The organism is Lentibacillus populi (assembly GCA_014642895.1).
GTDB lineage: Bacteria > Bacillota > Bacilli > Bacillales > Amphibacillaceae > Lentibacillus_C > Lentibacillus_C populi.
Genome location: BMJD01000018.1, coordinates 1 through 23,746 on the forward strand (window position 1 = coordinate 1; position 23,746 = coordinate 23,746).

Sequence of the window (23,746 nt, forward strand, 5' to 3'; positions counted from 1 at the left end):
AACCCGTTACTTAATCCAGGTGCAGCATGATATAAAATCACCTCTGTTCTATTTATACCATAGGTTGAGGTTTATTTATCATGTCCGATACTTGAGTAAATAATGTAATGAGAATATTAACTATCCTGGATAAAATAAACTTTTTCATGCGTACACCTCTTTCCTTGATGATGGGAAAGAGAGGTGTGGCTAGTACCTCTCTTTCGTTTTTATTTTTTAATTGTGATGTTTTTTAGTTCAATCTTTGCGCCATAAGGGTGGATAATCAGATTTTTCATGTATGGCTTCTGCAAAAATGCCCTTCCCTCAAAGTAAAGCGGTCCCAATGTTCCATCATCTTTTAGTGCTATTCTTTCGGCCTCAATCAACATATCAAGCCGTTTATCTTCATCCGGCTCCTTCAGCGCGCTATCAATAAGTTTCTTATATTTGGGATTGGAAAAATTCCCTCTTAATCCGCTTAAAGGATCACCATTCCACAGACTTAATATATCCATGGGATCATTATAATCGGCACCCCATTTGGAGATACCCATTTGGTAGTCACTTTCCCGCATTGTGTCCAGCCGTCCACTATAAGGTTTTGTAATTATATCGACATCAACACCAAGGTTCTTTTTGAATTCACTTTGCAAGAAGGTAGCTGTATCCTTTGCGATCGTGTCATCAGCTGTTAATAGTTCTAGCTTTGGCAAATCCCCGATTTCGTCCAATCCTTTTTCCAGATATTCCTTCGCCTTATCATAATCTGGCTTGACGACATCACCTGCCAATTCTCGGAATGTTTTATCTTTGTTTCCGTTAACACCTAAAGCAACTAGGCCATATGCAGGTGCAGATCCATTATTTAAAACTGTATCAGCGAGTGTTTGTGGATCATATGCAAGCTGGAACGCTTTACGAATATTGACATTATCAAATGGTTTCTCCTGAAAATTGAATTGTAAATACCAAGATATAAATTGCGTTTCTGTGCCAAATTCATCACTATCACGATACGAATTGACATCTGATGAAGATAAATATACCCGATCCAATTCTCCCGATTCATATAAATTCAGTGCCGTACTTTGTTCTTTAATTACTTTCATGGTAGCCCCATCAATTTTGACATTTCCCTTATCCCAATATTCTTTATTTTTTTCCAATGTTACTCCTTCAGCTTGGTCGTACTCCGTCATAACGAACGGCCCATTATACAGAATTGTATCGGCGGTTAAAGCAAATTCATCCTCGCCCACTTCATTAATAAATTTCTCGTTGAGTGGAAAATAAGTAGCAAAAGCGGTTAAGCCGAGAAAGAAAGGAGTGGGCGTCACCAATTTTACTTCTAGTGTTTTATCATCTATTGCTTTAATAGCAACCTCGGACGCATCGGCTTCTCCTGCATTAAATTCCTCTCCACCAACTATATAATCATAAAGGATGTTGGCATAGGAGCCCGAAGTGTCGGGGTGCATCGCCCGCAGCCATGAATATTTAAAATCCTGTGCCGTTACAGGATCACCATTGCTCCATTTTATCCCATCCCGTAAATGGAACGTGTATGTCAATTTATCCTCGGAAATATCAGCACTTTCCGCCATTGCAGGTTGTGGATTGTTATCCGCATCCAAACGATAAAGACCTTCCATAATATTGTTTAAAATAGAAAAGGATATCCCATCCGTTGTCAACACCTGATTTAAGTCGGGGATATCATTGTCGAGGCTAAGATGAACAATCTTCTTCTCCTCACTTTTACCAGTACTGTCCTTTGAAAAACCACAACCAGCTAAAAGGAACACGAGTCCAAAAACCATTGTAATCAAAATAAATAGATGTTTCTTTTTCAATTTCTTTTCCTCCCCAGATTTAAATTTGTACCATTTCAGATGAATAACGCTGTATATTCCCAGTTACTGTTGTCTTAAAGGATACGTGCCTCCTCTCAATCTAAAATTCATGTTTTTTTGGAACTATTTCGGCTAATTCAGTAAGTAATGAGAATCTGTACACAAGCGGAATATACGAAATTTATTGGATAGGAAATAATGTACAAAAGTAAAGAAGAATATTTTTATAGATTATGTCTGTAATTGTAATGTAGTAATTAATCTAGAAGTGTTTACGTATGGTGTAGGCTTATTAAAACTAGTTATAAATAAATATAGAAGGAAAATCGTAAATAAAAAATTATAATAATCTTTTTCATTATTATATTATTCTGTATTTTATTCTTAAAAATAGTAAATGTCAATATCAAAATCAGTTTTTCTATAGGGATGTTGGGCGGTTCTACCATTTATGTCCCTCCTGTAATCTCTGGTTAATACAGCAATTTGATGATAGTATTTTGAATACATAAGGAGAATTGGGCTCCGAGAATGTGATACTATTCCTACTTTATATTTTTGAAGCTTTATATCTTGCTTTTTAATTAATACAAATAGGGGGCATTTAATAAATGCAAGAACAAAGGCGTAAGCGCCCGTTTAGCGACGTATGGACTGGACTGAGCCGTAGGAGATAAAGGAAACACGGTGAGCTGAAAGCGAACCGATGTTGACTTATCGTACGGAGGTGAGGGAAGTCCACTAGTCGCTGGGCGCTGGAGCCGGACGTGGCTTACCCTGCTGAGAGCAGAATAGAGCCTAAATTTATATACTTTCTTATCTTTTAAAATAAACCACGTGCTACACCAAAGTGATATGGGCATTTGTTGAGATATTTTGACTATTAATTTGTAATAGTTAAAACCCTCATTTCCGTTCACAGATTTAGCTTTGTCCGTCCCATAAGATAACAACAAACAGATTCGTAACATGTTTCCAACAACTCTTTTATCGCTTTATCCAACCACTATCTGCATATAAATTAGCCAGGTGAGCTATTAGTTCAATAAGGAGATAGTGTCAATAAATAAAAAATAGTTAAAACACCGCTCACCCAAGAACGGTGTCTCCTTTTTTAATCCATCGCACCTTTACCTATTCACGCCATTTCCCCATCAAATATTTCGTATCACTTGTTAAAGTATGATAAGCTTCCTCAGAAATCAGCTGACTAATCCTTTGAAATTCCAGCATTGTTTTCATGCCTTCCAAATGCTTTAGGACCTTTTCCACTTGTCCCGTTTCTTCATAATGGCTCACCGCAGTCAAGTGAAGACGCAAGGATCTTGCAGCATCCGTTGAAACATCTCCTTTTTCCTTTAGGCTTGCAACCTGTTCTTTCATTGTGGCTGCATTCCATGCATAGATAGAGCTAGCTGTCTTCTCTGCCACCGTTTTCCGGATCGGATTTGTCGATACGGTATCACGTGTCGGATGAACCCGGTTTGTTAACAGAATGGCAATTGTCTTAAGCTTTGGACTGACAACCATTGACGTTCCAGTATATCCCGTATGCCCAAGCGTATTTTCCTCGGCCAATACATCCATATACCAATCCTGATTTAAATCCCAGCCAAGTCCATGATTTTGCCCTGGATACGCTTCATTCCAGTTTTTATTCATCAGTTCAAATGTCCCTTCGGAAACAATTTGTTGTCCTTGATAGCTGCCTTCGTTAAGCAGCATTTGTGCAAATATGGCCATATCTTCAGCTGAACTGAATACACCAGCATGCCCAGCTACACCATCAAGTGCCCACGCTTTTTCATCGTGCACACTGCCCCACACCAAACCGCGATCTGTCCATGGCTGAAATTCAGTCGCTGCAATCCGCGGTTTTAATTCTTCTGGCGGATTATACATGGTATCCGACATCTGCAGCGGCTCCAAAATGTTCTCCCGTATAAAAACATCCTGCCGATTTCCGCTTAAACGCTCAATTAGTACACCTAATGTAATATAATTAATATCACTGTATACGTATTCTTCGCCTGGTTCATACTGTAATGGTTCACGCATGACATATTCCAGCAATTCCTCCCGAGTACCATCCATGTCATATATATTCCCGGAAGGACCTGGTTTTTCACCAGATGTATGCGTTAACAATTGTTTGATCGTTATATCCCCTTTTTCATCGGTGTCGTACTCCGGAAGATAGTCGGATACTGGATCATCCAGTTTGAACAATCCCTGATCCCATAACTGCATAACCCCGACAGCCGTAAATAACTTGGAAATCGATGCCATGTCAAAAATCGTGTCCGCTTGCATTTTTACCGGCTCGTCCATTTCGGTAAAATCAGCATCTGTATAACGGGCGGCATAACCGTATGCATCATGTTTCACGACCTTACCATTACGGGCAATCAGAACAACAGCACCTGGCATGACCTGTTCGGATATTGCATCATTGATTCCCTCATCCAAATCCGCAAGCGGCTGCTCCAGCATTTCCACACTGCCGGCCGTTCCCGGTGGTAATTCGTTCGCAGCTGCATAACCCGCTTGCGGCTGAATCATTAGCACGCTAAACCATAGTGTAAACGCATAAAGGACTAGTATCATTCTTTTTTTCATGTTCGTTTCCCCTTTCCCTATAGTCTTAAGCGGGATCAGTCCCCAAGTGCTATTACACAAGAAAGCATTGAGGGACTGCCCAAATATTTTAGTTGGAAAATATACAAATTAGCAGGTAGTAAAGATATTGACATTCATTACCTCGATGCTATTTTCTAACCTGTACTCTTGATTCCAAAAAGGAAATTTACCCTTCTCTCCACTCATAAAGCAAATAATTAGCATTCGCTGTCAGGTCGTGATAGGCCTGGTCAGAAATCTGTTTTTGTTCATGCAGCTGTTCCACTAATTGGTTAAAACCTTCCATATGTTTGACCGCTTTTTTGATTTTTCCAGCATCTTTATAATGGGAAACCGCAGTCAAATGGGTTAGCAGCAAGCGGCTAACATTGGCATCGTCAATATCTCCAAACCGTTTAAACTGTTCGATTAACGCTTTCATATAATCGATACTCGGTGTTGACACGCCAATCGCCATACCTTCTCTTGTCGAATCCGCCGCTCCAACGTAAACACCCTTTTCCATATCGAACATCAGGCTGTTTACATTTCCGATTTCTGTTGGACTCGTTTCCCAGGCATGTCCCATTTGCTCTAGTCGATTTCGCACATCATCTTGAATGCCATACTCCCAGCGAATCGTCGGATATTGGTTGCTGTAAATTCGCGGTTCTTCAATGGCCTCCTTCAAATCCATCCCATAGCCAATCGTATTGACAATCGTTTGGGTTACCGATGTAATAATCGTTGTTCCACCAGGTGAGCCTACTGTCATAAACGGCTTGTTATCCTTTAAAACAATCGTTGGCGTCATGCTGCTCAACGGCCGTTTGTTTGGCTGGATTTCGTTCGCCCCACCTGGAATGGCATCAAAATCGGTCAATTCATTGTTTAACATAACACCATAGCCTGGCACCATGATACCTGAGCCAAAGACCTGTTCAATTGTCGTCGTATAGGAAACCAGATTTCCCCAACGATCTGCAACGGTAAAATGCGTTGTTTCGCCATTTACTTTGTCGTCCACTTGTTCCACAACGGCTCCCGACTCGCCATCTTGAAAATCCCATGGGTTGCCTGGCTGAACATCCGGATTCGCCTTATCCGGGTCAATTAAATCAACACGCTGCTTAATATAATCCGGGTGCAACAATCCTTCTCGCGGTACATCCACATATTCCGGATCCCCCATATAGGCGGCCCTGTCAGCATAGGCAAGATGCATCGCTTCCGCCATATGATGGTATTTTTCCGGGGACCTTACATCATATTGGGTTAAATCCATTTCTTCAAACATCTCCAGCATCTGCAGCATCGTCAATCCACCAGAGCTTGGAGGCGGCATCGATGCAATATCATATCCCAAGTAATCCCCCCAGACCGGCTCATCTTCCGTCACATCGTACTTGCTTAAATCCGCAGCAGTCATACTACCGTCAAAATCCTGGACAACATCTGCAAGTGCCTCACCGATTTCACCCTGGTAAAAGGCGTCTGATCCTTCTTCTGCGATCAATTTAAATGTTTTGGCAAGGTCTTTTTGTACAAGAAGATCGCCCTCTTCAAGCGGCTCGCCCTCCGGAAGAAACACGTCACCAGCTGCACTGCGGGACAGTTTAGCTGCATTGCTGGCAATTGCGTCGGCCAGAACCCAGTTTACTTCGATTCCTCCTTCAGCCATTTCAATTGCAGGCTGGATAAGCTCATCCATCGGCATCGTTCCCCAATTGTCGAGTGCCGTTTCCAGACCTTTTAATGTGCCCGGAACACCAACGGATTTTCCGCTTCTAACTCGTTCCTGAAACGGCATGACCTCACCGGTATCTTCATCTATGAACATATCTGGTGTTGCCCCAGCAGGTGCACGCTCTCTGCTGTTGATTACTGATATATCCTCAGTTTCCGCATCATAGTACATCAAAAAGCCGCCACCACCGATTCCAGACATCATTGGCTCTGCCACGTTTAATGCAAATTGAATGGCAACTGCTGCGTCAATTGCAGTACCCCCATTTCTCAGCACATCTGTCCCAACCTTCGAGGCCAGCGGATGTGCCGTAACGACCATTCCAAGATCGCCTTCAGCTGTCTGTTCATCTTTTATTCCGGGATTATCCGGTTCATACCCAGTATTGTCCCCATACACGGTTCCACCTTGCATGATCGTACTGAAAAACAGTAACAGTCCCACAACGATTGACAGCCATTTTTTGTTTCGGTGCATCTGTTCATCCCTCCATTGTTTTAATGTGTGGATCAAACGGCAGAATTCCGATGCAAATAACCGCATGTATCGACGTAAAATTGAATAATATCGACGTGAATTGTGCAGTATCAACATATAACTTCGGGATATCAACGTGAATTTGTGAAATATCAACGTAAAAACGCGGAATATCGACATGAATTGTGATGTATCAACATTAAACTGCGCAATATCGCGGACCAGTGCAGTATCAACGTCGCTCTGCCGTAAATCACTCATTAGTTCTAGAAAATTTAATCCAATTATAATAGATTAACATAATAAATAGTGTCGATTTATGTCACATTATTTTAAATATTGTTAAAATGATTCGTTTGAACCAGGAGATGCATATAATTTTTATAGGTATTTCGTTGATAATACGAAGAATGTACTATAGAAAGGACATTCGGAGTATAAATGTGTTCATAACTTCGATTGAATATAGGATAAGGTAAAATTGATTTAAAAATTTACTGTAAATTGAATTGATCGGTATATCATTAAGTTTTTTTAGTATTATGTCTTGGTCACCATCTTTGTCACTTTTCTCTAGGGGTCCATTTAATCCGTGTCATTCCTCTATTTTTGGGTACCCTATAATTGGGTGATTCAAAATGAAAGCAAATGAATTGGAAACAAAAAGATTTGATAAAGCATTAGATGAATTTATTGAGTTGTTCAACAACCTCGAAAAAGATGAGCCGATCATCCATTTTGAAGAAGAGGTTGTTCAGAACATTGAACGCGCAAAGAAAAAATATGGTAATGATATGGTGGATGAAAAAATAAATACAGTTGTACGCGAAATGCTTTCCTGGCTTGATTTGGAAGATGTTGAGGAAGATGAGGAAGGAAAGGGTGAAGAGGATGGAGATAACGATGAATAGCAGGATGACGGCAAAACGTGATGAACACGGTAAGGTATTAAGCCCCAATCTTATATAAAGCATACACGAATCCCCGCTAAATTGGGCGGGGATCATGTAACTCATCACTGCTTATGAAATAAATTTGCTACCGCTTCCCTGATTCGGAAAACAAATCCAGCTACATAGATTTATAAGTTGATTAAAAAAACGAGTATTACGTTTGCTCTTACGTAATACTCGCACATAATCATTTTGTTTTAGTTAACGAGATTTCCAATCCATTATAATATTGCAGGTTAATCTTAATTGATAGGTATGGCGAACCGACTCAAGCACTTTCCTGAAAAATAAAACCTTCCAAATTGTGCCGATATCGTTCATCCGTATTCTCAAGTTCAATTGTTGCTTCCAACCTTACTCGTACCCACCACTGTGAAGCAAATTGTGGACGTAATTGTTGAACAGTTAATTCAACAGAGATTCTCTGTTTCAATAAGGAATGAACAGCTTGTGCATATATGCCTGGAATACAACCGATATGAACCCCGGAACTAGTCATAACCTTAACGGCGTATGAATCAAATTTATTATCCTCTTCTAATTCCGGAATTAAGGAATCTCCTTCACGAACATAATCGTACCAATTCTCCGATATGTGGCCTTGATGCCGGATTCCATTCACATAAAAATTCGAGCGTAACTCTTCTCCATTCAGACGAAGTGGTTCTTCAAAAGAATACGGATCCTGTGAGAGCATCCCCCTAGTTTCTCTCAAGATATCCATCCTGTCCGCAGTAGCGGGTAAACCAAATTCGTCTAAGATATTTTCAAAACCGATACGGGTATTATCAGGAATACGCCGATCAAAAGCAGGAAATAACTCTTCCGATTGATACGTTTTTTGGAGCAATGGAAAAGCTGGGTGTAAACGATAGCCTCTGCGAATTGCTTCAGTAACAGTTCGCGGTGAATTACTTTTGAACGTATATTCAAATGTATATTTTTGTCCATCATAATTTAATGTACCAACATGGTAATAAAGATTATCCTTTGTATTTTTCCACACTACCAAAAGTGACTTTATAGCATGCATACTACTTTCCTCCCTCAAAAAAAGTGAACTATCTTATTGATTCTAAAACTAATTAGTTTCTGAATAAATTTCTTTCTAATTGTTGAAATCAAGGGGAATGTCGCCAAATAGCGTTCAAAACGTTCGATATCAAAATGCTTTAGTTTATCGGTAAACTCCATACACTCCATATTGTAATGTATTGATAAATAATGAAGCACTTAACGCGCTTTAATTCTAGGACTTTCCTTATTATTGATGCCAATTTTTACTCTTGTTTCTTTGTAGAATTTATTCATCTTACTTTCAATTTTCACCTAGACAATTGCCAGCCTAACGAAGCTCCATTATCATATAAAGGGCCAAAAATAGGTTTATCGTCTATATATAATACTTGCCAATTATGGGCATGACGATCCTGATTACCAATTAGAATATCAAATAAATTCATAAACACAAAGTCTTTTTTAAAAAAATGAAAAAGTGAAAATTCCTTAAATAATGAAAAAACTTATACATTAATTGTTCATTCTTTAAATTAGAATTCTGTAGATCATCAAATTCATCTTCAAACTCGGCACTTAACAAGGATGATGCTGTTTCCCCATACTCCGCACCCCACTGATAACGAAAATGTTTCATAAGACAGCCTCTCCGACCATCCCGATAAGCAATTTCTGCGTCAACAACTTTAATTTCAAGTATTTTGGCGATTTCGGCAGCTATTACTTCGTTGACATCTTCCCAATTGGTTCTCTTACCATCAAAATGTCTGGGAAACTTTATAATATAAGGTACTTGATCAGGGGATAAAAGCTCAAGCTTCTCTAATGTACTATTCTCTCCATACCCGGTAAAGATCCATTCAGAGACATCCTTCATTCGTGTTCTCCCCTTCAATAATCCTTTTAGTAAACCCTCATTTAAATAGTCGTACTTATAGTATAGTCTAAATTATTAGACTGTCGAAATATCATTGATTGCCTTTCCTCTTTTCCGCCGTTAAACAATTAAATAGAGGATTCCTCATACCCTAAACATCCAACCCGACACGTTTCCGAAACTCTTCATCCCGCAGTTTAACACGGACCTGCTTACCCCAGCTTTTCACCGCTTTAACGGTTGTGTTTTCCTGGATCGCAATGTCACGTACTACCATGTCGTCATGATATAAAACCGCACCCACTTCCATTAATTTTCTGTCAACTCTGATTTCAAGTTCTGCCATACATAGGGGTCTTCCAACATTAAATCCGGAAAACTCACTAAAGGGTAGGATGTTTCCTTGTGACGGAAATGATTGCCATCGTCTATTTGTGTCTTTTGTTCCTTGATAGCATGCTTTGTGTTAGCATTGTCCCTTGTCTGTTTTCGAAACAGGTCAATCAAACGATTACGGATCATAAAATTGAAGTATGTAGCCATTGGACCTTTATCCGGTTGATACTTCTCATAGGCATGCCACATTGCGCAAAGACCTTCCTGAAAATATTCATTGTGTGGATTATGAATGTTCAATGTATGAATCTGGTCATGAATTCTACGCTCATTTTGTCTAAAAATCTTCTCAAACGTGATATTAGTATCCATTGCTTCCTCTTTCTAAAGGGCTAGCACTTTTACATTAATATCATGGTCACTACTATAATCGTTGGCTTGGATAGTTTGGTGGCATGTTAAGGGATAATATTTCAAAAAATTCATCACCACCAAATTCCATTGCGAATTCGATTGTTATAACGAAGAATCATTCATAAAAGCTAATTAGAGCTCTACCGTCCGTTAAGTGATCCAAACAGCATTCAAACAAACCTTATGTTACACTATTCTCTAGTTCTATTAAACGGAGATGTTTGCAATGGGGTTTTTTCTTGAGGTTATTTTGCCAATTATGGCTGTTTTTGCGTCAGGTTTTATTTTGCAGCGGATTCGAGTGCTTGATGTAAAATCGGTATCCGCAGTATCTTTATACATTCTGTCACCTGCGTTGGTGTTTATCACCTTATATGATGCTAAATTTGATAGCGGATTTTTAGTTGTACTTGTTTATATGTTTATCCTATTTTATGTTATGGTCGTGTTCAATAAAATACTGTCGAAGGTTTTCAAATGGAAAACTAGTACGGAAAGTGCGTCGATTCTAGCAACCGGTTTTATGAATTCGGGGAACTACGGATTACCTGTTGTATTATTCAGTGTAGGAAATGCTGCAGTACCATATGCTATTTTCATCATGGTTATCCAAGCATTACAGAATAATTTCTTCGGTATCTATTATGCATCCAGAAGCACTAGCGGAATGAAGCGGGCGCTCGCAAACGTGATGAAAATGCCAACGACATATGCAGCAATTCTAGCATTTCTATTTCACTATGGTTCAATTGGGGTACCGGAAGCAATTCATTCCACTCTATCAATGGTTGGAGATGCCGCTATACCAGTCATGATGATAATGTTAGGCATGCAGCTTGGTTCGATAACAGGGTTAAAGCTAAACTGGCAGGTTGTGGCATCTGCCGTTACGTTAAAAATGATCATTGCACCCGTTATTGCAGCTTTATTTGTTTGGCTGGTGGATGTCGATCCCATTATCGCGTCGGTATTAATTATAATTTCAGCAATGCCAACTGCTGCCACAACAACCATGTACGCGATTGAGTTCGATACGGAGCCGGAATTGGTATCGAGTATAACGTTGATTTCCACATTGGTTAGTATTGTCACATTAAGTATTTTATTGAATATTGTTGTGTGAGTGGCACTAAACTATTTCGTTTCAGGAACTTGGATGATTCTAAATTGTCAGGGTTCCTGGTATGATTTTCCCACATTTCAAGACAGTTTTGAGCGATAATCATCCGGGTTTTGATGGATCATGACGGATTTTCCAATTATATATTTACTTTTAAACAAATTGGTAAGAAAAGACAATCTAGCATATCCCTTATTGGAAAAAAGGGCCGGAAAGTCTCCAGGAGCCGAGCAAAGGTTGTTTTTCAGGAATCTAATGTCCGCCAGCCTGTTTAAAAGGCTCAGTTCATCCCAAACGCTACAATCATCTTTTTCGTGTAATTAAAAGACCATTGAACCATGATCCCCATGCGAAGGTTTATATTTAGGAAATCCAACCTCTACCGCACCTCCGTCCTACCCGGAATATTAGTAAATATAACATACCCTAGTAAATTGAAAACCAAGTTACTTATCCTAATCTCAGCATATGCTCTCTCTATTTCGTTTCTTACTGGATAAAGGATAATAGACATATGGATATAATTTTTATGCCAGGAAGGATTTTTTGCTATTACCCAGGAAATATATCAAAAAGGAAATCCCCACGAAAAAACGTCTTTGATTAGAACCGTAAGCGGAGGCATATAAGACAGTTGAATAACATAGTCTTCCTCGGATTATTAACGAACATTTTCGAGTAAATACATTGTATAATTCGGATTTGCTATTGACGCTTTTCCACGTGAATGCTAATATAAAACCGTAATTCATCGACAAATTGTGACATTACTTGGAGGTCTTATCATTGCATTTTAAAAACCAATATGAATCTATTAAAGAAATTGCCCAGGATATTTATCATCATCCTGAGCTGGGATATAAAGAAAACCAAACGAAACAAAAGGTTATCGATTACTTAAAAGATGTAAACCCGAACATTCAACTTGAGGAATTTAGTTTAACCGGCCTGAAAACGAGTTTAGGCGATAAGACGAAAGAATTGAATATTGCCTTTATCGCCGAATTGGATGCGGTTTATGCTCCAAGCCATATGTACGCAGACAAAAACACGGGTGCAGCACATAACTGCGGGCACTATACCCAAACTGCGATTGCCCTGGCATTGTATCATTATCTCTTCACATCGGGCGCCTACAAACATTGGGACTACAAAATAAGCTTCATCTTTATTCCAGCAGAGGAATATTTGGACTTAACTTATCGTGATACACTGATCCAAAAGGGCAAAATTACCCATTATGGCGGCAAACCAGAAGCGATGAAACTTGGGGTCTTTGACGACATTGATTTAGGCATCTGTGTGCATGCAATTGGTGGTGAATTTTCCGAACGAACAATTGAAATTAATTGTGACCTGGCTGGATTCCTGTATAAAAAATATACATTTAAAGGGAAAGCGACCCATGCAGGATTTGATCCTTTTCCTGCCAAAAATGCCTATAGCATGTCCACCCTATTTAATACCGCCGTTGGCTTAAGCAGACAGCAGCTTGCGGAAGCAGAACATGTTCGGATCAATCCGATTGTAATGGATTCCGATATGTCCACCAATGTGATTCCAAACCGAATCACAGTAGGTACGGATTTACGAACAAGGACAGTAGATTACCTAAAAGAGGCAGCCATCAAACTAGACGATGCAGCAAAAGGAAGCGCGCTGGCGTTACAGGGTGACGTCGAATGCCATACACAAATGGGATATTTGCCATTTGTACAAGATAGATATCTATCTACATTTGTTATGGAATCATTTAAAGAAAGCGATGAGATTGCTGTTATCTTGAATAATAACTTCATTAGTGCAGCAGGTGATATTGGTGATCTTTCCTTTATGATGCCGTGTATTCAAATCGGCTATAGCGGTTTTACGGGAACAATTCACGGTGATGACTTTATTGATGTTGATCCGGAATTTATCTATGAAATTTTCCCAAGATTCCTATCTCAAACACTTGAGAAAATGAACGGAGCTATCGACACGTCGAAACTTTACAGAAGAACATATGACGAATATCTTACATTAATTAACTCCATTGTTGACTAAAAAACTTTAGGAATGAGGTTGACCATGAACAAAAATTTTACTTATTTAATTATCTTTGTACTAGCTATTATTACGATATCGGAGATGATTGGGTTTCAAAGCATTCCAGCGGGGCCGTTTACGATCGGTCTGCTCCCGTTGGTTTTCGCAATTGTCATCACCATGGTACTTGGATTCAAACTATTCCGAAAAGGTTTCTGGAAAAAGGTGTATAGCGAGAGGAATATTAATTTTGCCGGAAAATATCTGATTTTTATTATGCTTCCTCTAATGGCAAGATACGGAGCAGATGTCGCCCCGCAAATTCGGGATATTTTACAAGTTGGCTGGGTTTTCCTGATCCAGGAATTAGGTAATCTTGGAACAGTCATTGTTGGTTTACCTATTGCAATTATGCTTGGGTTAAGACGGGAAGCTATCGGAGCTACATTAGGAATTGGACGTGAAGGGGAACTAGCGTATATTTCCGAAAAATATACACTCGAATCTAAAGAAGGAAGAGGTGTTCTTTCCATCTATATTATCGGAACATTATTCGGTGCCATCTTTTTCAGTATATTCGCACCAATATTACTGGATTTAGGATTTCGGGTAGAAGCTTTAGCGATGGGGTCCGGAGTTGGCTCAGGAAGTATGATGAGCGCAGCCTCCGCTACATTGGTTGCCCGCATGCCGGAAATGGAAAGCACAATTTTGGCATACGCATCCGCAAGCCAGTTACTTACCAGTTTTATCGGAACATTTACAATGGTATTTTTAGCAGCACCTCTGCAGCAATTCATGTATAAGAAATTAGTTAAGGGTGACAAATAATGAATTCCAAACGAAGAAAATATCTTAAATATGCACTTATTCTCCTTCTGAGTGTAGGATTAATATTGTTTACACAAGAAATTAAGTTTTTAAAAGATGCGCATTCCACACCAGTTACGTGGATGACCGTAGTCGGACTTGGAGTATTGTGGCTCTTTTCATTTATCGGTATAATCATCTCGGATTTGATGCAGCGCTCTTCCGTTAAAATCATTCGGGATTTTCCAATATTGGGATGGGTGTCGATCACTTCTCTCGTTCTGTGCTTAATCTCTGACTTTTTTGTTCGGGCTATTCAGGCAGTTGATTTCCTTTCCATCACAACGCCAATCCTGACATTTGCCGGAATATCTGTCGCAAACCGTCTAGTAGATTTGCGAAAGACATCCTGGAAAGTAGCAATTGTAGCAGCGTTTGTATTTACTGGAACCTATGTTGGCAGTGCAGTACTCGCTCAGTTGGGATTGTATTTGGCCGAGAAGTAGAGTTATATTCGCACCAGGCACCCGAACTATTCAGAATTGTTATGGGTGCACTGGAGGGTAAAAATGGAACTCGAGCAAAAGCTGTGAAATCTACTTGCGAAATCGCACCCTTCTCCCTTCATGAGGAAGAAATTTTTAATGAAAAAATAATTACATGAAGAAAATCTTCCCCGGATTCAAAATCCCCTGTGGGTCATACATTCGTTTTGTATTTTTCATCATCTCAAGAGCAGCCCCGTGTTCAGCTTCTTGGAATTTTATTTTCCCAAGTCCAACCCCGTGTTCACCAGTGCATGTTCCACCAACCTCGATTGCACGAATCGCAAGTGCTTCATTTGTATATTCTGCCTTTTCTCGTTGCCCCTTTGCTTTCGGATCAAATAAAACGAGTGTATGAAAGTTTCCATCTCCAACATGCCCCCAGATTCCACCTTTTAAACCACTTTCATCAATAAGTTGGCGTGCATATGCAACAAGTTCAGGTAAACGTGAAATTGGTACACAAACATCAGAACCCGTTTCATCAAGCCCATTTATGTGTTGATAGGCAAAAGATAATTCGTGCCTTGCCTTCCAGATCTCCTTTTGCTTTGTCGGATCACTGGCTACCTCCCAATTTTCGCAACCTAGATCATTCATTAATACAGCTGTAAGTTTTACTTCTTCTTCGATCGCAGCCCTTGCACCAGCAAACTCAAGAAACAACGAATGCTTATCCGGAAAATCATAACCGTTTTGTCGATTTACTTCGGCAATGCTTGTTGCATCAATTAATTCCATTCGCATTACCTGAATACCACCAAGTAAAATGTTTTGTGCCGCTACCGCACAAAGCTCAGGTGTGTCAAACGTACATCGGGCCATCATTGTATATTCAGGGATCCCGTGCAATCGCATTGTTATTTCAGTTATGATCCCAAGCGTTCCTTCAGATCCAGCGAATAATCCCGTTAAATGATACCCCGACGATGACTTCTTAGCACGTGTTCCCGTGTGAATCACTGTACCATCCGCTAAAACAACTTCTAAATCCAGCAATTGATCCCGCATTGAGCCATAACGGACAGCTGTTGTTCCACTGGCATTTGTAGCGACCATTCCGCCAATAGAAGCATCTTGCAAGAAAAGTTGCCACCGCACTTATTTCCGGCTGCACAATCGTATTGAAGCCAAGCCAAAAAACACCAAACACCGCCATGGCATTCACTAAAATTATCGATAGCATGAAAGACATCCCTAAAGGAGTCTACAACGTAGTAACCGGTACGGGGTCAGAAGCCGGAAATGCATTGGCAAAACATGAGAAAGTTGCTATGGTGACGATGACGGGAAGTATCCCGGCCGGTACGAAAGTGATGGAAGCAGCGGCCCAGAATATTACAAAAGGGTAAATCTCGAACTCGGCGGCAAAGCACCAGCAATTGTAACCAAAAATGCTGATTTGGATCTGGCTGTCGAAAATATCGTTACATCACGACTCGCTAATAATGGACAGGCCTGCACAAATGCAGAACGTGTCTATGTCCATGAAGATATTGCAGATACATTTGTCGATAAGTTGAAGGAAAGCTTTGAAAGCAAAACCATTGATAATCCGCGGGAAAATAGAAACGCTGACGTCGGCCCGCTGATCAGCCATGACCGCCTGAAAACCGTAGAAGATATGGTGAACAAAGCAAAAGAAAATGGTGCAAAGGTTGTTGCCGGTGGAGAACCGGCAGATCTGGAAAAAGGCTACTTTTACAAGCCAACAGTTCTGACCAACGTGGATCATGATTCAACTATTATGCAAGAGGAAATTTTCGGCCCGGTTATTCCGATTGCAACGTTCAAAACATTGGATGAAGCTATTGACAAAGGTAACGACACGGTTTACGGTCTGTCTTCCTCCGTCTATACCGATGATATGAACGAAGCGATGCGTGTTGTCAATGAACTTAAATTTGGTGAGACCTACGTTAACCGTGAAAACTTCGAAGCCGTACAGGGCTATCACGCTGGCATACGCAAATCAGGTCTTGGAGGAACAGATGGCAAACACGGGTTGGAAGACTTTCTCGTCACCCAAGTCGTCTACATGCAATACAACAATAATAAACAGTAACAAGAAAAACAGGCGCCAGGTACTGAGGTCTAAATCGACCTAGTGCCTGGCATATTTTATCATTTAAGCGTTTTGAAAGACAGTGAGATCGATATGTGTTTTTTATGCTTATGGTCAAGGTTCCTGTACATGTATCAGATTCAGCATTGGCTGTACAGCCTAGCTAACCCTTGTATATTGTTTAAGATATTAGATCTTTTATAAGTTTTAATCGAAAGAATCCCCCTTGTAACATACAAGGGAGAGTATATCATTCTACTGCCACTTCTCAATCAAATTATCCGCTTCTTTATCTAAATCACTGAAAGCTTTCTCAGAAATCGATTTATTCTCTAACATTTGGTTAATTAATTGTTTAAAGCTAGTCATATGTTTAACAACTTTCTCAGCTTGTTCTTTATTTTCGTAATGGCTTACAGCAGTCAAGTGGGTTGTTAATAAATGAACATCATTCTCACTATCAAATTCACCTTCATTTGCTAGACGCTCTACTAATGTTCTCATTTTAGCTGCACTAATTTCTTTAGCATCTTCTTCTGCGCCATAACTTAACAGATTTGTAAAGATTCGATACCCACCAGGTACTTGATTAGCAATTTGACGATAGAATACTAAGCTCGTATATAGATAGGTCCCTTCACCATAATTTGTCATCAAAATACCACTATCAAACGGATCTTCTCCTGGATCTGCCATACTTACAAACGTTTCATATCGATCATCCCAGTTCATCGGGAAATACAGCCCTCTTTCTTGTACCCAGCCATTCCAGTCATTGTCTGTTATTTTGTTTGGAAAGTTAAATAATTTATGATCAGGCTGCGTCATTGTGACTTGCGCATCCTCATCAGTAACTCGCCATTCAATTGATGGCATACCTATTTCTAATGAATAAGGTGGAGTTTTATTTGTATCCCAATTATCCCCTGGTTTATGATATTGGACAACGACATGTCCCCCATTTTCAGCATACTCAAGTAAACGCTGATTATTTTTTATTAAGTCTGGTCGTGATAAATTTGCTCTAATGCCTGTTACAATGGTATCGTATTGACTCAAGTCACCTGATTGCAAATCCGCTTCATTTAATTTCGTTACATCAAAACCCACATCCAATAAATAATCAGCTACTTCATCAAAACCACTTTCAATATAACCGATTTTTAATGAATCCGGTTTTAACAATTCAAACGCAACACCATCCATTGTTGACGGATATTGGAAATAGGAGTCTTTAATATGATCATAGCTTATTTCCTGAACGGTTGTATCATATTCCTTACCATCAGATTCAACGATTGCTTCAGCTGAAAATTCTCCTTTCTCTATGTTCTCAGGAGGGGTAATTTTAAATTGTGTCTTTTGTTCATCTAAACGATCTTTGAAATTAACATCTGCTTTTTCTGGAACACTTGTCCATCCTTCAGGTAAATTTAACGAAACGGATGCATTTTTTTCACCTTTGTAATAATTTTTTACCTTTACGTTAACAGTGTACTCACTTTTCAGATCAGCCGTATTTACCACAATATCTTCTGGTTCTGTTGATACTGAGAGAGCCGGCAACACAGCGAACGTTTCATCTAATTCCAGTATGTTTGTTGTCTCTATTCCTTCTTCTTTAAATGTTATGCCTGATTGAACAGATGATTCACCATACGGTTGATAGTACGCTGCATCCTTTGGAACATGAACAGTAAATGTTATATCTCTTGATTCATTTGGTTCCAGTTTTTTAATATCTGATCCATCCCCGCTATCAACTGTCCATTCTTCTGAGGTAAGTAGAGAAGCATCAATTTGATGTATTGCTTGCTTTCCATTGTTGGTAATTGTCATTTTAATTTTAGTACTTTCACCTTGGGTTACTACTTCTGAATCAAGGGTTGTTTTTACATCTAGCCCTGATGCTATTAAGCTAACTTTTTGAAGTTGCTCTTCCTTCAGCTCAAGCTTATGGAGTAGATCGTTTTTTACAGAAGCATCTATATCCCCTTTTTCAACTTTATCAGTCAGCTTCTGTACATTGCGCAAAGCTTCTTGAGAATTCGGTAATATCGCTTCGCGGTCGGGATATAAATTAACAATTTCATTCAAGTCTTTTTGTAAGTTCTCTAAATTGGCGCTAATATCATCTTCAGAAACAACTGTTGCCCACTCACTGAAGTCATATGGAATATTTGCGAAAATATCATCATCCTCTTTATTTGGATAAATTGATTTTTGTAATTCCAAGTTAAATTCCCTAGGCTCAACGGGTACATCTTTACCCATACCCTGACTCTTATGCATATACCTGGATTTTTCTCCAAGTTGAGGATAGGACATTTCATAGATAGGATTATAGTCACCAATTTCAACGGAGGTTGTTGCAGTATCTCCTGATTCAGCTGGTAAATAGAGTTTCTTCACCTGCCAAGCTGATAATCCCTCCTCTTCAATTTGCTCAGGGAAGACGGTTGGATCAGTCGCATCTTCAAATGCACGCTGACTCAATATTGCCATGGTTCTATGATGCCCGTGTTGGCTAGGTACATTTCGAAAAGAAGGCATAACCACATCTGGTTGATAGCTTCTTATAAAACGGATGAGTCGTTCATATGTTAAATCTTCACCCCATTTTTCTAATGTCTCTTCAGGTGATTTCGAAAATCCAAAGTCATAAATAGGATCTGAAGTGGTTTCACTTAAATGATATGCCTTTACACCAGTAATTTTAGCGGCTTCGATCATTTCGTTAGATCGAATAATCCCAAGCGCATTACCAAGTTCATTCCCTATTTCGTTTTGACCACCCTCTCCTCTATTTGCGATAAGGCTGGAAGTTTTAACACCTAATCCTCTGGATAAATATGCTAGTAAATCACTGCGTTCATCATCGGGATGCGCCCCAGTATTTAAAAAAGTTACTGTAGTATTAAGAGGATTTACTGCATTCCACAATTCAACGTCCGGATCATCCTTTTCCTTCGCCAACCCCTGAAATGGTAGTAAAGCGGTTAGCAACAGTAGTGATAAAAGTAATGGTAAATATTTTTTCACCTTGTAACCCCTTTCATTTTTTGTTCATATTTGCCTTGATAAAACTAACTCCTTTCTCCAATTTTTAGTTAGTTAGCATTACTAACTAACATAATCTGGCAACACATAGATTACGGTAAACTTTATCATTTTAACAAAACAATGTAAATAGTACGAAAATACTATTTATTTAACTTCTCGTATAACCTGCTTATCTCCTGAATAAATATAATTATTTGAAAGTAAACCTTTACAATTTATAAGTTATTTTTGTATAATAATTTTTAAGAATCAAATTAGTAAGTAAAGTTTACTAACTACTAGTTGAAATTTTTACCGCAGATATTATTCCAATCACCAGAGGACAAAATAATATGAAAAAGAATTTTATTTAAGGAGTTTGTTTAATGCAAAAGGGAAATGCAGCTTACATAAAAACAATCAATAAAAAGCTTATTTTACAGTGTATTAAAGAAGGTAAAGCTATAACCCGTGCTGACATATCAAAAAGACTTTCACTCAGTAAACCAACTGTCTCCACACTCGTTAACCAGTTACTGGAAGACGATCTTATATATGAATCTGGTAATGGTCAAGCAGCTAATGTAGGAGGAAGAAAGCCTGTTAACCTAATGTTCAATTCAAAGCAATCATACATTATAGGTATTGATATTGGCGGTACGAATGTTCGTTCAGGAATTACTGATTTGAATGGTGATGTCTGCGCCTATCGTAATTTTCCCACGCAACAACACTTAGGCAAAAATTTATTTAAAGAAATAAAACGAAGTGCAGAGTCGATGAAAGATCAACTTAAAATTGATGATAAAAAAATACTTGGTGTAGGTGTTGGAACACCCGGTGTGACAAATGTAGCCGAGGGGATTGTGTTAGAAGCTCCTGCTTTAAGATGGAAACACTTCCCAATAAAAGAAAGGCTAAAGGAAATTTTTGATTTACCAATTGAAGTAGATAACGATGTAAATATAAGTGTATTAGGAGAGCATTGGAAAGGAATTGGGAAAGACAAATCTAATTTAATATATATTGCAATAGGTACAGGTATTGGCAGCGGCATTATGATAAATGGAAGTTTATACCGAGGGAGTAATTATAGTGCTGGTGAAATTGGTTATTTAGTAACTGACCGTGTTCATGCAAAAGATTTTCATCCCGTTTACGAAGGTTATGGATTTTTAGAAAGCATTTCAAGTGGTTCCTCGATAGGGAAGCAGTTATCGGATAAAATTGGAAAAGATGTTACAGCTAAAGAGGCTTTTGCTTTTTACAAACAGAATCATAAAGATGCCATAGAAGTAATTAATCTAGCCTTAGAAAATCTAGCAATTGGACTCGCTAACTATGTATCTTTATTTGATCCAGAGTTAATTATTTTAGGGGGTGGTGTCAGTAGTTCATTTTCTATTATACAAGAGCAGGTTATAGACATCATGAAACGGTATACGCCAAGAACATGCGAGGTACAACAGACAACTTTTGGAAAGGAAGCAGGGATCGTCGGTGCAGCAGCATTATTTTTAAAAGAGCAGGACACATTATTTAATATTTAACAAGGGGGAAAATTTAGTGAAAAACATGAAAAGCAATTGGTTAATTTTATTATTGTTTGTAACTGGTATCACTCTAGCTGGTTGTATGGCCGGTGGTTCCGGTGACGAAGAAGCTTCTTCATCAAGTGGCGAGAAGAATGATTTAGAAGAAAAGGTAGTCGTTTATTCTCCACATGGGACAGATATTTTGAGTGACTTCCAAAAGCAATTTGAAGATGAGTATGGCATCAAAATGGAATTTCTTGACATGGGGTCGCAAGAAATATTAGACCGGGTTCGTTCTGAGGAAAACAATACACAAGCAGATGTCTGGTGGGGGGCTCCCCAAGTTAACTTTAACCAGGCAAAAGACGAAGGTCTATTACAGGAATATAAACCATCCTACGCCGATTCTTTAGATGATCTGTACCACGATCCTGATTGGATGTGGTCGGGAACATCGATAACACCACAGGTAATTTTATACAACACGAAGGAAATCTCTGAAGAAGAGGCTCCTAGCGATTGGGATGACCTGCTAGACCCAAAATGGAAAGATGACATTATTATTAGATACCCACTGGCTTCTGGTGGGATGCGCACCATTTTTTCCGGAATAATTTACGATACGTATAAAGATTCAGAGGATCCCAAGGAAGGCTACGAGTGGTTGAAAAAGCTTGATAGCAATACAAAAGAATATTCCGCCAACCCGGAAATCATGTACAACCAAGTCGCAAAAGGGGTTGGTACCTTATCGGTTTGGAATATGCCGGATACTGTACAACTAGCAGAAGAAAAGGGCTACCCATTTGGTTATAAAATTCCAGAAAGCGGTACTCCCGTACTTACTGAAGGTATCGCAATTATAAAGGACGCACCACATCCAAAAGCAGCAGAAGCATTTTATGAGTTCGTTAATACGCCAGAGGCTGCTAAATTATTAGCAGAAGAATACTACCGGATCCCAACTCGTGACGATATTGAGAATCTCCCTGCTTGGATTGAGGAAACGGATATAAAACCAATGGATATGGATTGGGAATTGGTTGAAGAAAAATCAGATGAATGGATGGACTACTGGGATAATCACATCAAGAGTACAGACAAAGATAAAAGTGATGAAAGTTAGGGTACTATACAATGTTTTTACAGAATAATTAGAAGAATGCTATATCACCCTGCATAGGGTGATAAGCTTCTTTTTCAAAGAAAGCGGGGTTGTTGTTTCATGTCAACTGTTAATTTATCCGAAATTACAAAAAGATTTGGTGATGTGACAGCAGTTAAAGGTTTAGATTTACTTATCAAAGAGGGTGAATTTTTTACTTTCCTCGGCCCAAGCGGATGTGGAAAAACCACCACTCTGAGAATGATTGCTGGTTTCTACTATCCAACTGAGGGTAAAGTGAAATTCAATGATAAAGATATGACTAGAGTTGCACCGGAAAAAAGAAATACCGGGATGGTTTTCCAAAACTATGCCTTATTTCCTCACATGACTGTATTTGAGAATGTTGCCTTTGGATTAAAGGTTAGAAAGATTAGCAAGACCGAAATAAAGAAAAAAGTTGGAGATGTCCTAAAAAAAGTGCGTTTAGACCAGTATATTGGTCGTCAAGTTAGTCAATTAAGTGGTGGTCAGCAGCAACGTGTAGCTTTGGCACGTGCCCTTGTAATTGAGCCGGATATTCTATTATTAGACGAACCGCTAAGTAATTTAGATGCTAAATTACGAGAAGAAATGCGAACAGAGATTTTAAGATTACAACGGGAATATGGTATCACAACAATCTATGTAACACATGATCAAGTAGAAGCGTTAACGATGAGTGATCGAATAGCTGTATTTAATATTGGGAAATGTCATCAAGTCGGTACACCAACGGAAATTTACAATAAACCGGTAAATGACTTTGTTGCTAAATTTATAGGTGAAACGAATCTTTTACCAGTAAGTTTTAAAGAACATAAAGACACAAAATCCGTATTTTACACACCAGATATGGATCAATCCATTTTCGTGCACAATACCGAATTAAACATAGCCAGCTATACGAATGAAGATAAACTCTATATGTCGGTTCGTCCAGAAGCTGTTAAAATCGATACAAATAAGCTAGATGGCAATAACGTATTTACTGGTAGCGTATCACTTGTCCAATTTACTGGAGAAGCGGTTCATACCTATGTAAAAATGAATGATCAAATTACTATCAAGACTACCAATTTAAATAAAGGCCCTAGTACATATCTGAATGAAGGGACCGAAGTAAATATACAATTTCCCGAAGACCAAATAAGAGTAATTCCAGGTGAAAAGGGGTGATCA

18 protein-coding genes and 1 pseudogene are annotated in these 23,746 nt (G+C 39.0%); 9 read left to right on the forward strand and 10 right to left on the reverse strand.

Going from position 1 to position 23,746, the window contains the following annotated elements:
• Positions 1-209: 209 nt before the first annotated feature.
• From IEX12_RS11845 to ggt, 3 genes are all read right to left on the reverse strand, one after another.
• Positions 210-1,835 carry a peptide ABC transporter substrate-binding protein gene (locus tag IEX12_RS11845; RefSeq protein ID WP_230856140.1) on the reverse strand — a complete coding sequence of 542 codons (1,626 nt, stop codon included), beginning with the start codon at positions 1,833-1,835 and terminating at the stop codon, positions 210-212.
• Positions 1,836-2,969: 1,134 nt separating this feature from the next.
• Positions 2,970-4,454, reverse strand: coding sequence for a serine hydrolase domain-containing protein (locus IEX12_RS11850; RefSeq protein ID WP_088052647.1), 1,485 nt, complete (start codon positions 4,452-4,454; stop codon positions 2,970-2,972).
• 187 nt (positions 4,455-4,641) lie between these two features.
• Positions 4,642-6,678: a gamma-glutamyltransferase gene (gene ggt / locus IEX12_RS11855; RefSeq protein WP_088052646.1), complete on the reverse strand. Its 2,037-nt coding sequence runs from the start codon at positions 6,676-6,678 to the stop codon at positions 4,642-4,644.
• A gap of 638 nt (positions 6,679-7,316) precedes the next feature.
• On the opposite strand from ggt, the gene IEX12_RS11860 reads away from it, so the two are divergent.
• Positions 7,317-7,589: a hypothetical protein gene (locus IEX12_RS11860; RefSeq protein WP_088052645.1), complete on the forward strand. Its 273-nt coding sequence runs from the start codon at positions 7,317-7,319 to the stop codon at positions 7,587-7,589.
• A 310-nt stretch (positions 7,590-7,899) separates the two neighbouring features.
• Here IEX12_RS11860 and IEX12_RS11865 read toward each other — a convergent pair whose 3' ends face one another.
• From IEX12_RS11865 to IEX12_RS11875, 4 genes are all read right to left on the reverse strand, one after another.
• Positions 7,900-8,664 (reverse strand): HIRAN domain-containing protein, encoded by a 765-nt coding sequence (locus IEX12_RS11865; RefSeq protein ID WP_088052644.1) that lies wholly within the window; start codon positions 8,662-8,664, stop codon positions 7,900-7,902.
• Positions 8,665-9,090: 426 nt separating this feature from the next.
• The gene (locus IEX12_RS11870) at positions 9,091-9,525 is read right to left on the reverse strand and encodes a HipA domain-containing protein (protein WP_155555053.1); all 435 of its coding nucleotides are present in this window, start codon (positions 9,523-9,525) and stop codon (positions 9,091-9,093) included.
• A 151-nt stretch (positions 9,526-9,676) separates the two neighbouring features.
• Positions 9,677-9,871 (reverse strand): hypothetical protein, encoded by a 195-nt coding sequence (locus IEX12_RS23450; RefSeq protein WP_230856141.1) that lies wholly within the window; start codon positions 9,869-9,871, stop codon positions 9,677-9,679.
• Positions 9,835-10,233 (reverse strand): sigma factor, encoded by a 399-nt coding sequence (locus IEX12_RS11875; protein WP_230856142.1) that lies wholly within the window; start codon positions 10,231-10,233, stop codon positions 9,835-9,837. The genes IEX12_RS23450 and IEX12_RS11875 overlap by 37 nt, the downstream gene beginning before the upstream one ends.
• Before the next feature lie 268 nt (positions 10,234-10,501).
• Between IEX12_RS11875 and IEX12_RS11880 the strand changes: the two genes are divergently transcribed.
• Positions 10,502-11,398, forward strand: coding sequence for an AEC family transporter (locus IEX12_RS11880; RefSeq protein WP_088052642.1), 897 nt, complete (start codon positions 10,502-10,504; stop codon positions 11,396-11,398).
• A 77-nt stretch (positions 11,399-11,475) separates the two neighbouring features.
• On the opposite strand, the gene IEX12_RS23845 is transcribed toward IEX12_RS11880, so the two are convergent.
• Positions 11,476-11,574 (reverse strand): hypothetical protein, encoded by a 99-nt coding sequence (locus tag IEX12_RS23845; protein WP_371871311.1) that lies wholly within the window; start codon positions 11,572-11,574, stop codon positions 11,476-11,478.
• Positions 11,575-12,181: 607 nt separating this feature from the next.
• On the opposite strand from IEX12_RS23845, the gene IEX12_RS11890 reads away from it, so the two are divergent.
• Genes IEX12_RS11890 through IEX12_RS11900 form a run of 3 tightly spaced genes read left to right on the forward strand, consistent with a single transcriptional unit; the run spans position 12,182 to position 14,739 of the window.
• Entirely contained in the window at positions 12,182-13,441 is a 1,260-nt protein-coding gene (locus IEX12_RS11890) for a M20/M25/M40 family metallo-hydrolase (protein WP_088052640.1), read from the forward strand.
• A 24-nt stretch (positions 13,442-13,465) separates the two neighbouring features.
• Complete coding sequence (locus tag IEX12_RS11895) at positions 13,466-14,254, forward strand: DUF3100 domain-containing protein (RefSeq protein WP_230856143.1); 789 nt, start codon at positions 13,466-13,468, stop codon at positions 14,252-14,254.
• Complete coding sequence (locus IEX12_RS11900; protein ID WP_088052638.1) at positions 14,254-14,739, forward strand: hypothetical protein; 486 nt, start codon at positions 14,254-14,256, stop codon at positions 14,737-14,739. The genes IEX12_RS11895 and IEX12_RS11900 overlap by 1 nt, the downstream gene beginning before the upstream one ends.
• Before the next feature lie 150 nt (positions 14,740-14,889).
• Here IEX12_RS11900 and IEX12_RS11905 read toward each other — a convergent pair whose 3' ends face one another.
• Positions 14,890-15,837 (reverse strand): FAD-binding oxidoreductase, encoded by a 948-nt coding sequence (locus tag IEX12_RS11905; RefSeq protein WP_088053540.1) that lies wholly within the window; start codon positions 15,835-15,837, stop codon positions 14,890-14,892.
• Between the two features lie 17 nt (positions 15,838-15,854).
• Here IEX12_RS11905 and IEX12_RS11910 point away from each other — a divergent pair.
• A pseudogene (locus IEX12_RS11910) lies at positions 15,855-16,843 on the forward strand (aldehyde dehydrogenase family protein); the annotation flags it as partial.
• 255 nt (positions 16,844-17,098) lie between these two features.
• Here IEX12_RS11910 and IEX12_RS11915 read toward each other — a convergent pair.
• Entirely contained in the window at positions 17,099-19,885 is a 2,787-nt protein-coding gene (locus IEX12_RS11915; RefSeq protein ID WP_088052637.1) for an FIMAH domain-containing protein, read from the reverse strand.
• A 386-nt stretch (positions 19,886-20,271) separates the two neighbouring features.
• Here IEX12_RS11915 and IEX12_RS11920 point away from each other — a divergent pair, with 386 nt between their 5' ends.
• The 3 genes from IEX12_RS11920 (at position 20,272) to IEX12_RS11930 (ending at position 23,743) form a co-directional block, all read left to right on the forward strand.
• A complete protein-coding gene (locus tag IEX12_RS11920; protein ID WP_188725236.1) occupies positions 20,272-21,435 on the forward strand; it encodes an ROK family transcriptional regulator in 1,164 nt (387 codons plus the stop codon).
• A gap of 25 nt (positions 21,436-21,460) precedes the next feature.
• Entirely contained in the window at positions 21,461-22,546 is a 1,086-nt protein-coding gene (locus tag IEX12_RS11925; RefSeq protein ID WP_188725261.1) for an extracellular solute-binding protein, read from the forward strand.
• Positions 22,547-22,645: 99 nt separating this feature from the next.
• Complete coding sequence (locus tag IEX12_RS11930; protein ID WP_088052635.1) at positions 22,646-23,743, forward strand: ABC transporter ATP-binding protein; 1,098 nt, start codon at positions 22,646-22,648, stop codon at positions 23,741-23,743.
• Positions 23,744-23,746: the final 3 nt, after the last annotated feature.

Bases quoted from the DNA above. Each gene is read 5' to 3' on its own strand.
- IEX12_RS11850 (WP_088052647.1), bottom strand. From the start codon at position 4,454: ATGAAAAAAAGAATGATACTAGTCCTTTATGCGTTTACACTATGGTTT.
- IEX12_RS11875 (WP_230856142.1), bottom strand. From the start codon at position 10,233: ATGGATACTAATATCACGTTTGAGAAGATTTTTAGACAAAATGAGCGT.
- IEX12_RS11920 (WP_188725236.1), top strand. From the start codon at position 20,272: ATGCAAAAGGGAAATGCAGCTTACATAAAAACAATCAATAAAAAGCTT.
- IEX12_RS11905 (WP_088053540.1), bottom strand. From the start codon at position 15,837: ATGGTCGCTACAAATGCCAGTGGAACAACAGCTGTCCGTTATGGCTCA.
- IEX12_RS11900 (WP_088052638.1), top strand. From the start codon at position 14,254: ATGAATTCCAAACGAAGAAAATATCTTAAATATGCACTTATTCTCCTT.
- IEX12_RS11925 (WP_188725261.1), top strand. From the start codon at position 21,461: ATGAAAAGCAATTGGTTAATTTTATTATTGTTTGTAACTGGTATCACT.
- IEX12_RS11865 (WP_088052644.1), bottom strand. From the start codon at position 8,664: ATGCATGCTATAAAGTCACTTTTGGTAGTGTGGAAAAATACAAAGGAT.
- ggt (WP_088052646.1), bottom strand. From the start codon at position 6,678: ATGCACCGAAACAAAAAATGGCTGTCAATCGTTGTGGGACTGTTACTG.
- IEX12_RS11930 (WP_088052635.1), top strand. From the start codon at position 22,646: ATGTCAACTGTTAATTTATCCGAAATTACAAAAAGATTTGGTGATGTG.
- IEX12_RS11895 (WP_230856143.1), top strand. From the start codon at position 13,466: ATGAACAAAAATTTTACTTATTTAATTATCTTTGTACTAGCTATTATT.
- IEX12_RS11870 (WP_155555053.1), bottom strand. From the start codon at position 9,525: ATGAAGGATGTCTCTGAATGGATCTTTACCGGGTATGGAGAGAATAGT.
- IEX12_RS11860 (WP_088052645.1), top strand. From the start codon at position 7,317: ATGAAAGCAAATGAATTGGAAACAAAAAGATTTGATAAAGCATTAGAT.
- IEX12_RS23450 (WP_230856141.1), bottom strand. From the start codon at position 9,871: ATGGCAGAACTTGAAATCAGAGTTGACAGAAAATTAATGGAAGTGGGT.
- IEX12_RS11880 (WP_088052642.1), top strand. From the start codon at position 10,502: ATGGGGTTTTTTCTTGAGGTTATTTTGCCAATTATGGCTGTTTTTGCG.